10 protein-coding genes and 2 pseudogenes are annotated in these 10,199 nt (G+C 65.7%); 5 read left to right on the top strand and 7 right to left on the bottom strand.

The window, feature by feature from the left end; all coding sequences use genetic code 11:
- On the top strand, positions 1–182 hold a 182-nt coding region (locus tag BST15_RS22255), incomplete at its 5' end, for a hypothetical protein (protein ID WP_165757148.1).
- Position 183: 1 nt separating this feature from the next.
- Here the strand turns inward: BST15_RS22255 and BST15_RS23200 are convergent.
- Complete coding sequence (locus BST15_RS23200) at positions 184–600, bottom strand: YgaP family membrane protein (RefSeq protein WP_337349483.1); 417 nt, start codon at positions 598–600, stop codon at positions 184–186.
- Positions 601–1,144: 544 nt separating this feature from the next.
- Here BST15_RS23200 and BST15_RS20005 point away from each other — a divergent pair.
- The 3 genes and pseudogenes from BST15_RS20005 to BST15_RS22925 all read left to right on the top strand — a co-directional run.
- Positions 1,145–2,323 carry an NAD(P)/FAD-dependent oxidoreductase gene (locus BST15_RS20005; RefSeq protein WP_052751464.1) on the top strand — a complete coding sequence of 393 codons (1,179 nt, stop codon included), beginning with the start codon at positions 1,145–1,147 and terminating at the stop codon, positions 2,321–2,323.
- A 297-nt stretch (positions 2,324–2,620) separates the two neighbouring features.
- A pseudogene (locus BST15_RS22920) lies at positions 2,621–2,806 on the top strand (transposase); the annotation flags it as partial.
- Between the two features lie 172 nt (positions 2,807–2,978).
- Positions 2,979–3,169 (top strand): annotated as a pseudogene (locus BST15_RS22925) (hypothetical protein); the annotation flags it as partial.
- Between the two features lie 635 nt (positions 3,170–3,804).
- Here BST15_RS22925 and BST15_RS20015 read toward each other — a convergent pair.
- The 6 genes from BST15_RS20015 to lpqS (BST15_RS22930) form a co-directional block, all read right to left on the bottom strand.
- Entirely contained in the window at positions 3,805–5,007 is a 1,203-nt protein-coding gene (locus BST15_RS20015; protein WP_046189992.1) for a PPE family protein, read from the bottom strand.
- A gap of 19 nt (positions 5,008–5,026) precedes the next feature.
- The gene (locus BST15_RS20020) at positions 5,027–5,329 is read right to left on the bottom strand and encodes a PE family protein (protein ID WP_046189993.1); all 303 of its coding nucleotides are present in this window, start codon (positions 5,327–5,329) and stop codon (positions 5,027–5,029) included.
- 240 nt (positions 5,330–5,569) lie between these two features.
- Entirely contained in the window at positions 5,570–5,974 is a 405-nt protein-coding gene (lpqS, locus tag BST15_RS21590; protein WP_131701203.1) for a putative copper homeostasis (lipo)protein LpqS, read from the bottom strand.
- A 69-nt stretch (positions 5,975–6,043) separates the two neighbouring features.
- Positions 6,044–7,315 (bottom strand): MFS transporter, encoded by a 1,272-nt coding sequence (locus BST15_RS20030; protein ID WP_046686434.1) that lies wholly within the window; start codon positions 7,313–7,315, stop codon positions 6,044–6,046.
- Entirely contained in the window at positions 7,312–8,499 is a 1,188-nt protein-coding gene (locus tag BST15_RS20035) for a PLP-dependent cysteine synthase family protein (RefSeq protein WP_083071142.1), read from the bottom strand. The genes BST15_RS20030 and BST15_RS20035 overlap by 4 nt, the downstream gene beginning before the upstream one ends.
- Positions 8,500–8,605: 106 nt before the next feature.
- Entirely contained in the window at positions 8,606–9,037 is a 432-nt protein-coding gene (gene lpqS / locus BST15_RS22930; protein WP_234708307.1) for a putative copper homeostasis (lipo)protein LpqS, read from the bottom strand.
- Between the two features lie 356 nt (positions 9,038–9,393).
- Between lpqS (BST15_RS22930) and BST15_RS20045 the strand changes: the two genes are divergently transcribed.
- Positions 9,394–10,199 (top strand): PPE family protein (locus BST15_RS20045; RefSeq protein WP_133053202.1); only part of this gene is annotated, 806 nt, incomplete at its 3' end.

A 10,199-nucleotide genomic window follows, 5' to 3' on the forward strand; every position in this document is an offset into this window, starting at 1 on the left:
TGATGGAGGCCGATTTTCTGTTCCACGTTCAGGTGCTTGTGTCGAACCTGCCCCAGATGGCCCCGCAACTGTTGTCGGTGGGCCTAGGTCTCGCTATCGCCAACCTCGGATGGGCGGCCGGTCTCGCCGGGCTGGCCGGCCTGGCTCAGCCCGAAACCCGGGAGCCTTCAGTCGCTGACTGACTTATATATGGTGGCCGCGCTCGCGCTCGGCGACGGTTGGCACCCGCCCGAAACGATGCAGCAATACACTCGCCGGGCACCAGCCCGCCGTCGCGTTAAGTATTAAATTTGCGCCAACAAATCCAGTGAGGATCCGCCAGCGACTCGACTGCAGACGGCCTAGGGCAAGAGTTGTCAGCACCACGACGCCGGCTATTAGACCCGTCACTCGCTCGAGCGGCCATCCTTGTGGCTTGGGCATCCCGAACGCCCCCCGTTCCAAGGGGGCCGCGTGGCGTTGCTCGTCTTGTATGGTCGATTCCTGCAGGTTGGCTGCTTGCATGTCAACTCCTCTGATCGGTGATGGGGCCCGGGTAAAGCAGTGGATCTCGCCGCCTGCTTGAGACTGATGGATCGCCGCGGGGTCAAGATGGAGCATTTGCAGCGAAGCGGACAGCCAGCCTTGAGAATACCCGCTGGGGCATATGGTCGGCTGATGCCTTTCGCGTCGGCGTAACAGCGAGGCGGCTGCGGCGGCGAGCGCGTCACCTCAACCGGGTCCCGGGACGCGAGCAGCGGGACCAGTAATCCCGGGTAAAGGCCGGTCTCGTCGGGAACCGCCAGTCGGTCGATGGCCACGTGCGTCTGAGTAGCGATCCTCATACCAACTACGGGATCCATACCTGCTTCTCCTCTCTACGGTTGAAGCAAACGGAAGATACCCCGCGGGGTACCACTTTAATACCCTATGGGGTATCGTCGCAACGTGTGTCACTGCGGATCTCGTGATGGTGAGCACACGCAGTGGTGCAGGCCGAGCAAAGCAGCGGTCAGCACTGCGGTGTTGCTCTGATCACTCGTGCCTGGATCGCTCAACGACGAGAGGTGACACGGGCTGACAAAGCAGTCCGCCCCTGCCCATCGGGCGGGCGGTCCAGCGGTTAGGGATACGTGATTTAGAGATGCGGAGGATGGAGGAACTCATGGCGGTCGGTAAGAAGCTCGTTGTTCTCGGTGCTGGCGTCGGAGGACTGAGTGTCGTCAAGGAATTGACCGAAGTCGGCGTAGATCTCAACGGGCTTGATGTCACCGTGGTCGACGAAGATTTCTCACACTTCCTGGGCTTCACGCTGCCATGGGTGATGCGTGGGTGGCGCAGTCAAGACAGTGTGCCCATCCGTCCCACCGGTGAAGCGCTGTCTGGGGTGGAGACCGTCGTTGGGCGGGGCAGCGGCATCGATCCGCATGCACGCACTGTCACTCTGGTGGACTCCAGCACAATCGATTTCGATGCGTTGATCATCGCCACCGGGGCACGCAACGTCATCGATAACACGCCCGGACTCCAAGCTGCCGTGGATCGCGGAACCGCAGTGCACTACTACAGTGCGGCCGCTGCTGCCGATGCCCACCGCGCGTTGCGGAGCTTCAGCGGCGGGAAACTGGTGTTTCTGGTGGCTTCCGAGATCTACCGATGCCCGGTTGCCCCGTACGAAGGAACCCTGCTTGCCGCAGACCTGCTCAAGGAAACCGGAACCAGGGCCGCTACCCAGATCTCGATCTATAGCCCGGAAGAACAGCCCATGCCCTCCGCCGGACCCTATGCCGGACAGGAACTTGTCGGGTTCCTCAGCGAAGAGGGTATCCAGTTCTTCGGCGGGCATGCCGTTACCCGAGTCGACGCAGAGTCGTCATCAATCGAATTCGCTAACGGCACGGTTGTTGACTTCGACCTGCTGGTGTTTATTCCCGCACACGAACCGGCGTTGACGCTGGATGGCTCAGGCTGGATCAGTGTCGATCCGGCAACCATGCAAACCCAGCACCCCGGCATCTTCGCAATCGGCGACACCGCTGCCGTAACCGCGCCATCGGGGAAGAACTTGCCCAAAGCAGCGGCCTTCGCCCGAAACGGCGGCAAGGCCGCCGCCCGTAACGCACTGCGCCATCTCGGCATCCTTGACGCCTGGGACATATTGTCCGGGGAGGGTTTCTGCTACATCGACACCGGTGGGCATACCTCCTCCCAGGGCAAGGGTGACTTCTTTGCGATACCGCACCCCCAGATCCACCTGTCCCAGCCATCCGCCCAGCTCTATGACGATAAGCAGAAGGAGGAAAACGACTGGCGCGTACGCTGGGAACGCCCGCGCACCGTATGAGTTACACGCGCGTACTCGCATTTGGCGCCAGGCCGACATCGCTCGCATTATCGGGTGTGTTACTCGGCGCATTTCGATCATCCAGCCGTGAGACGAGGCACGATTGACTGATTCATCGACGCCCACATTCCCGCTGGCCGATTTCCTGGGAATGGTGACACAGACAACCAAACCCGGCTTGGGGTGCGCCCGGCTCGACGTGCAGCCTAAGCACCTCAACCCACATGGGGCACTCCATGGTGCGGTCCTGTTCGCGATGGTCGACACCGCGATGGGTGCAGCGACCACTACGCCAGCACGCGTCGGGTGTTCTGGGTGGTCGACAACGGCTCCTCTCACCGGGGACAGGCCAGCATCAACCGGCTCAGGGATCGCTGGCCGAATCTGCGTCTGATCAACCTGCCCGTGCACGCGTCTTGGCTCAATCAAGTGGAGATCTATTTCTCCGTAGTGCAACGCAAAGTCTTCTCATCCAAAGACTTCCACACCCTCGACGACGCCGAAGCCCGACTGCTCGACTTCCAGCACTGCTACGAGCAGATCGCGACACTGTTCGAATGGAAGTTCACAAAAGACGATCTGCACGCCCTACTCGAGCGCATCGCCGCCCACGAAGACGCCGCCCTCACCCCCGGCCGCATAACGGGCGCTACGAATACGCCTTGCCGCGCTCGGTTTGCTCAACCCGGTCATCGAGCGGCGATGGGGCTCTCCTCGGTCAGTGTGGTCACCAACTCGCTGCGGCTGCGCCGCTTCGGCCACGACGCCCGCCAGGCGCCCGCGACTGCCCCAATCCCCCGTCGGCTGATGGGCAAACTCCCGCCACACGATGCTTTCCACGCGTAGTGAACATGCAGATAGCAGGGCGGTGAACCCGTGAAGGATGTTGGTATGCCCCGACGCCGGCGCTCGTTCACCCCGGAGCGCTTGTCAAGGCCGCGCACCTGGTGATCGATGCACACCGGCGGGTTGCTGAGGTAGCCCGCGAACTAGACATGGACACGAGCCTGCTGCAGACATGGGTGCGTGACGAGCGGTGGCGGATATTCATCACCCGTGGCGCTACCGCCCAGCGAACGGATCCGATCCCGATGGCCGACAGCAGCTTTCGGCGCAGCAGCGTGCGGAGTTACCGCGGCTACGGGCGACGGTCGCCAAGCAGGCAATAGAAATCGTATCTTTGGAAGAGGTCTCGACGTACTTTGCGGCCGCCGCATCGAAGATGAATCGGCCCTGGCCCCGCGGCGTCCGAAGTCCAGTGTAAATCGGTGGGCTGCGGTTCAGGCATAGCCGAAAACTTTGCGCGACGGCAGTCTTCACCGGAGATGCTTTCGCTCTCGATGAAGTTCGGGTGGGGTGCCGGATGCGGTGGTGATGTTCGACCGGGAACCGCAGATGGGCGCTGAGGCCCTCCCCGCGATCGGTCAACCGGATCTTCATCGCTGCCGGGTAGGCGGCCTACCAGCACGTGCCTCCCGGCTTCATCCGGCCGACGGCGAGTGTGGTATCACGGTGGGAGCCTCCAGACGCAACTCGGGCCGGGAGGCAGCACCGTCTGCGGCGCGCCGGGCCATACCCGCTAGTGGCGCCGCGCCGAGCAGGCTAGGCCCACCGGCCGTGCCGGCCGCTGCCGCGGTGAGGCTGGAGCCGGGCAAGGCCGTGGTGGGGCCGATCGCGGCGGTCGGGGCGGCCCAGGTCGGTGGCACCGACAGGGCGCCGACCGTGGCCGCCCGGCCTAAACCAGCTGACGCCGCAGCACTTCCCGCGCCACCGGTCCCCGCCCAGCCTGCTGGCGCCAGCGCGCCGTGGCCAAGCCCGCCCGCCAGACCCGACGCGAGCCCGCCCGTCACACCGGTGCTCGAGGCGGTGGTGCCGGCGGCGCTGAGGGCCGGCATCAAGGACTTGAGCTGGTTGAGGTTCGACAGCAGCGCACTCGATATCCACCCGACCGAACTTGTCATCGATAGCGCCGGACTCAACGAGCTCAGCGACGAGTTCACCGACGAGAGTGCCGATGTGGACGACAGCGGGGAGGCGAGCCCCTGCAATGCGGTGGGCACCGCCGACATGGCCTGTGACAGCGTTGCTTGGGTGTTCGTCGCGACGGACGTGGCGGTGGCTTGGGCGGCCGCGGCGGTTTGCCCTGCCAGCCCGCCGGTGTTGGTGGTGGGCTGCGGCGCGGTGAACGGCGTCAACTGTGAGGCTACCGCCGAGGAGCCGGCGTAGCCGTACATCGCGATGGAGTCCTGGGCCCACATTTGGGCGTAGAGGGCCTCGGTGGCCGCGATCGCCGGGGTGTTCTGCCCGAAAACGTTGGTCGCGATCAACGACATCAGCTGGCTGCGGTTGGCCGCGATCAACGGTGGCGGAACCGTCATCGCCCGTGCTGTCTCATAGGCGGTTGCCGCGGCACGGGCCTGGGCGGCGGCCTGCTCGGCCTGGACGGCCGCGGTGTTCAGCCACGCCACATAGCCGGCGGCCCCGGCCGCCATCGACGCCGAGGCCGGACCCAGCCACGGCCCACCGGTGAGGTTGGAGACCACCGAGGAATAGGAGGCGGCCGTCGAATACAAATCGGCGGCCAACCCTTCCCAGGCCGCAGAAGCGGCCAGCATCGTCCCCGAGCCGGGACCGGAATACATTCTCGCGGAGTTGATCTCCGGTGGGAGCGCCCCGAAATCCATTTCTGTTACCTCGAATTGTTTAGTTGGTCGCGGCCGCAATGGCAGGTTTGGTGACCGCATACGACCCGGCGCTGGTCCCCAAAGTGGCAACCAGCTGTTGATCAATGGCCGCGGCCTGGACGCTGACCGTTTGGTACAGCTGGGCGTGCGCGGCGAACTGTGCGGCTGCCCGTGCCGAGATTTCATCGGCGGCAGCGGGAACGACCCCGCTGGTTGGGGTTACCGCGGTGGCATTTTTTGCAGCGGCGATCGGCGAGCCGATGCCCGCCAGCTTCCCGGCGGCTGCTGCCAGGGTGTCCGGTTGGGCGGTCACGAATACCATGAATTGTCCTTGTTGGAGAGGTTTCGACGGTGTGGGGTGAGGGGGATGACCGGCTCGATACCAGCGCCGGTGATGCTGTCGCGCTGAGGGATTCGACGCTCCACCGCCCGACCATCTGCAGGGCGGGACAGACGTTGTTGTTCAGCGGTAGCTGCCGAGGCCGCGTTCTCGAGCGGCAATGCTCACCGGTCGGTGATCGCCGGCTGTCGTGTCAACGCACAACAGCCTGATGCTGACCGATCAGCGACGAGCCAGGCAGAACCGCGTCAAACGATCCCGCCCGGTCAGGGGTTCGGCGATCCCACGCGGCGGGCCGCGCCCGGCCGACGCCACCGGTTGCGCATGCCACCCGGGGACGGCGACCGGTGCGATGACCGCGCCCAGTCCCGCCAACACGGTGGATGACGATGGTGGTAGCACCGCGATCATGACCACCTTGTGGCATGAGGCCGCGGAGCGGTTATCGAGGTGTGGCTGGTCGACGGTGCCCGCAATCGGGCTAGCTTGTGCCGTCGGTACCGGTTGCAGTGGACGAGGTGGCGCCGATCCGGATCGCAGCAGCCCGCAATGGGCCCCACCAAACACCCACAAGATGAGCACCGTGGTGATGGCCGCCATCGCGATCACCGACCGTGACCGTGGCACACGCCCAGCGTGGCGGCGCCGCACCACGCTGCGGTGCGGCGGGCCGGTTCGATTCGGGTAGTTCATGATTTAGCGCCTGACCAGCTGGCCGTGTTCGTCGGCCGCGGCGGTGACGGGTTCAAGATGGTGACCGCGGTCGAGGCGATAGAGCGCCACAGCGGCGATGGCACCGATGAGGACCAGTCCGGCCCACAGGAGTGCGCTGGCGCCGAGTTGTCGTGCCACACCCATGAGCGAGCCGGTGGCCAGGTTGCCGACCAGGATCCCGATCCCGACGATGGTGTTGTAGAACCCGTAATGGGTGGCCACCAGCCGGCCGCCGGCCAGTGTAACGACGGTCTCCATCTCGAACGGGAACACCGCAGCCGACCCGACGGCCAGCATCCCCGCCGACACCAGCAGTGCGGTGATCGCCGCAATGCTCCCGAAGCGGGCAGCGTCGGGGATGAGGACCAGCGGCACAAATGAGGCCGCCACGATCGCCATCCCGATCGTCAGGCTGCGCCCGGGGCCCCAGCGGGCGGTGAACCAGGCGGTGATGCGCAGCTGTCCGGCGACCGCGACGATCCCCGACACCACGAACAACGCGGCCACGACGACCGACTGGGACTGCGGTGCCAAAAACGACGCCTGCAGCGGCAGCGCCAGATAAATCTGGAACGTCAGCACGTAGCAGCCGATCATCGCCGCGGCGAACAGCAGGAAGGACCGGTTGCCGGCGACGATGCGCCAGTCATCGAGAACCGACGTCTTCTCCGCTGCGGGATCGGCGGCGTGCTGGGGCAGCGCGAACAGCTGCGCGACGGTCAAGACGGCGAACACGACCGCGGCGCCGGCGGCGGTGATCCGGAAGTCGAACGCCATCAACGCCAGCCCGACCAGCGGGCCCAGCAGGATTCCGGCCTGATAAAAGATGTTGAACACCGCGAACGCGTCGACGCGCCGATCGCCGGCGTCGGCGGCCAGATAGGCGCGCACCGCCGGGTTGAACAACGCCCCGGCGAAACCCGTTGCCGCCGAAGCGATCAGCACCGCGGGCAGCGACTGGGCGATGACCAACAGGGCGAACCCGCCGGTGCGCAGCAGGCATCCGGCCACGATCAGCGGTTTGTAGCCCAGCCGGTCGGCGAGCGTGCCGCCCACGATGAACATGCCCTGCTGGGAGAAGTTGCGCACCCCCAGCACCAGCCCGACGGCCCAGGCTGCCATCCCCAGCGGGCCGGCCAGGTAGCCGGCCAGATACGGCATCAGCATGTAGAAGCCGATGTTGATGCCGAACTGGTTGACCATCAGCACCCGGGCGGGCATATCGAAGCTGCGGAACTGCGAAATAAACGTCATCGGAGCATCACTCCAGCCGGATCGAGCACGGTGGCACACCGTGTCCAGGACTGCACGACCCGCTCACTGGGGTCGGTGATGACGGCCGGCTCCTCGGGGGGTAGGTGACCGAGCAGGCCGTGTTCGCGGCAGTAGTCGTCGTTGTAGATGGTGTCGAAGTAGCGTTGCGGGCCGTCGGGAAAGACCGCCGCGATCGTGGTGTCGGCTGCCATGGTGCGCGCCGCCCACCCGGCCACCAGAGCGACCGCACCCACACTCCAGCCGCCGCTGGCGTGATGGGTGGCCGCCAGGGAGCGGGCCGCCCACACCGCCTCGGCCGGGGCCACCCAGTGCACCTCGTCGAACAGTGAGTAGTCGACATTGCGTGGATAGATACTTGAGCCCAGCCCGCGCATCAACCGCGTGCTGGCGGGTTGACCGAAGATGGTCGAGCCGATGGTGTCCACCCCGATGACCTTCAGGTTCGGGTTGAACTCACGCAACACCCGGGCCACCCCCGCGGAGTGCCCGCCGGTGCCCACCGAGCACACCAGCACCTCGATGTGCCCGAGTTGGTCGATGAGCTCCAGAGCCAGCGACCGGTAGGCGTCGATGTTGTCGGGGTTGCTGTACTGATCCGGGCACCACGCGTCGGGATCGGCGGCCAACAGTTGGGCGACCCGGTCTTTGCGGGCCTGCTGCCATCCGCCGACCGGGTGCGGATCGGAAACCACATCCACATCGGCGCCATAGGCGGTCAGCATGTTCTGCACGATCGGCTCCAGGCCCGGGTCGGTGACCACGGTCACCGGATGCCCATAGGTCATGCCGGCCAGCGCCAGCCCCAACCCCAGGGATCCACTGGTGGATTCGACAATGCGGGCCCCGGGCCGCAGCAGGCCGCGGGCGCGGGCGCGTTCAACCATGTGCAGGGCGGGGCGGTCTTTCATGCTGCCGCCCGGATTGAACCCTTCGAGTTTGGCCCAAAACCCGCGACCGGCCGTGGTCAGCGGCGCCGAGATCCGCAGCACCGGAGTATTACCGACCAAACCGTTGGGCCGGCGATACGGCGTGAGGGCGGGTTGGCAGCTCGCGGCGGTCTGGGGGGCGCTGGCCAGGATGGATTGCCGTGAGCTGCGCAGGTCGACGGCGCCGACGGGTAGTTCGGACAGTTCGCAGGGCTTCAAAGACAGAAGGTTGTTCATGGGATCGTCGCTTTCAGCGTGAGGCCGCCACGGGAGAGCGCGGCCAGTGACATGGGCAGCAGACACCGGCCGTCGTGACAGGGCACAACAGCCTGGCGCTGACCATTCAGCGACGAGAAAGGCAGAACCGGATCAAGCGCTCTTGACCCGTGCGGGCACCGGCCAGCCCACCCGGCGGGCCCCGGCCGGCCGGCACCACAAGAGAGGCCAGTGAAGTCGCGGCGACGACTAAGGCCGCCACCAGGCCCAGTGCTACCAAGGCGGTGAACGACGACTTCGTGAGCATCGTGGTCGGGAACGCCTCGTGGTGCACGCCCAACGAACCGTTGGCAGCGTGCGGGTGATCGAGCGTGATCGCGTGCTCACCGCCCAGCGAGGACACCACGGAATGCGCTGGGTCAGCGGCGGGCGACACCGGCGACAGTACGTCGGAGTGGGCGGCGATCGCCAACATCCCCACCGCCGCCAGCACGGCGGCCAGGAATCGCAGCCGTGGCCGGCTGCGTCGGACCTTCGCCCGCATCCCCAAGTACCCCATACCCCTAGAGGGTACGCATGGCATGGGTCGGTGTCTACCGCGGGTATGGGCACATTTCGATAACGCTCCTGAGGTCCAAGTCAGACCGCCTCGTGGCGCCGCCGGGTGCGGACGGACCGCTCTGATTTTCTTGTTGAAAACAGTTTTCATCAGCCGTTGATTCGGGGTACAGTCGCCCGCACCTTGTCGAAAACGATTGTCATTAACGCCGCGATGGTGGTGGTGGGACGCCTTTTTCCCGCTGCCTGACCGGGCGTGGTGACGCGAGTCGGACGGAGAGTTCTGGTGATGACGCGACGTGTGGCGATCGATGGTGTGCCCGGCGACGATCAGGCATCGGTGATCGGTGTTGGGCGATGAGCGCACCGCTGTGGATGGCCTCGCCGCCGGAGGCGCATTCGGCCTTGTTGAGCAGCGGACCGGGGCCGGGTGCGTTGCTGGCCGCCGCGGGTGCGTGGACATCGCAGAGTACCGAATATACTTCGGCGGCAGACGAACTCATCGCAATATTGGGGGCGGTGCAGGCCGGGGCATGGGAGGGCCCGAGCGCGGAGTCGTATGTGGCCGCGCATGTGCCGTACCTGGCGTGGTTGATGCAGGCCAGCGCTCACAGCGCCGCAGCGGCCGCCCAGCATGGAACCGCGGCCGCGGCCTACACCAGCGCGTTGGCCGCGATGCCGACGATGGCTGAGTTGGCCGCCAACCACGCCAGCCACGGGGCGTTGGTGGCGACGAACTTCTTCGGGATCAACACCATCCCGATCGCGCTGAATGAGGCCGATTACGTGCGGATGTGGATCCAGGCGGCCACCACAATGGGCGCCTATGAGGCAGTCGCCGGCACGGCGGTGGCGTCCACGCCGCAAACCGCGCCGGCGCCGCAGATCCAGAAATCCGACAGCACCACCAGCGACGGCGGCGGCTGCGGCACCAAAATAGATCCGTGGACCGGGGAAACCGAGAACGTCTATTGCCCGTCCGACCCGCGCTTCTGGCGGGGCTGGGCATCCGAACTCAGTGAGCAAATCTCCGACGTGCTGGCAAACCCGTCGCAGCAATCCACCCTTTTTCCCCTGATGGAGGCCGATTTTCTGTTCCACGTTCAGGTGCTTGTGTCGAACCTGCCCCAGATGGCCCCGCAACTGTTGTCGGTGGGCCTAGG

The sequence above is a fragment of the Mycolicibacter arupensis genome (assembly GCF_002086515.1).
Classification (GTDB): Bacteria; Actinomycetota; Actinomycetes; order Mycobacteriales; family Mycobacteriaceae; genus Mycobacterium; species Mycobacterium arupense.

Bases quoted from the DNA above. Each gene is read 5' to 3' on its own strand.
- BST15_RS23200 (WP_337349483.1), bottom strand. From the start codon at position 600: ATGCTCCATCTTGACCCCGCGGCGATCCATCAGTCTCAAGCAGGCGGC.
- BST15_RS20005 (WP_052751464.1), top strand. From the start codon at position 1,145: ATGGCGGTCGGTAAGAAGCTCGTTGTTCTCGGTGCTGGCGTCGGAGGA.
- BST15_RS20015 (WP_046189992.1), bottom strand. From the start codon at position 5,007: ATGGATTTCGGGGCGCTCCCACCGGAGATCAACTCCGCGAGAATGTAT.
- BST15_RS20020 (WP_046189993.1), bottom strand. From the start codon at position 5,329: ATGGTATTCGTGACCGCCCAACCGGACACCCTGGCAGCAGCCGCCGGG.
- BST15_RS20030 (WP_046686434.1), bottom strand. From the start codon at position 7,315: ATGACGTTTATTTCGCAGTTCCGCAGCTTCGATATGCCCGCCCGGGTG.
- BST15_RS20035 (WP_083071142.1), bottom strand. From the start codon at position 8,499: ATGAACAACCTTCTGTCTTTGAAGCCCTGCGAACTGTCCGAACTACCC.
- lpqS (WP_234708307.1), bottom strand. From the start codon at position 9,037: ATGGGGTACTTGGGGATGCGGGCGAAGGTCCGACGCAGCCGGCCACGG.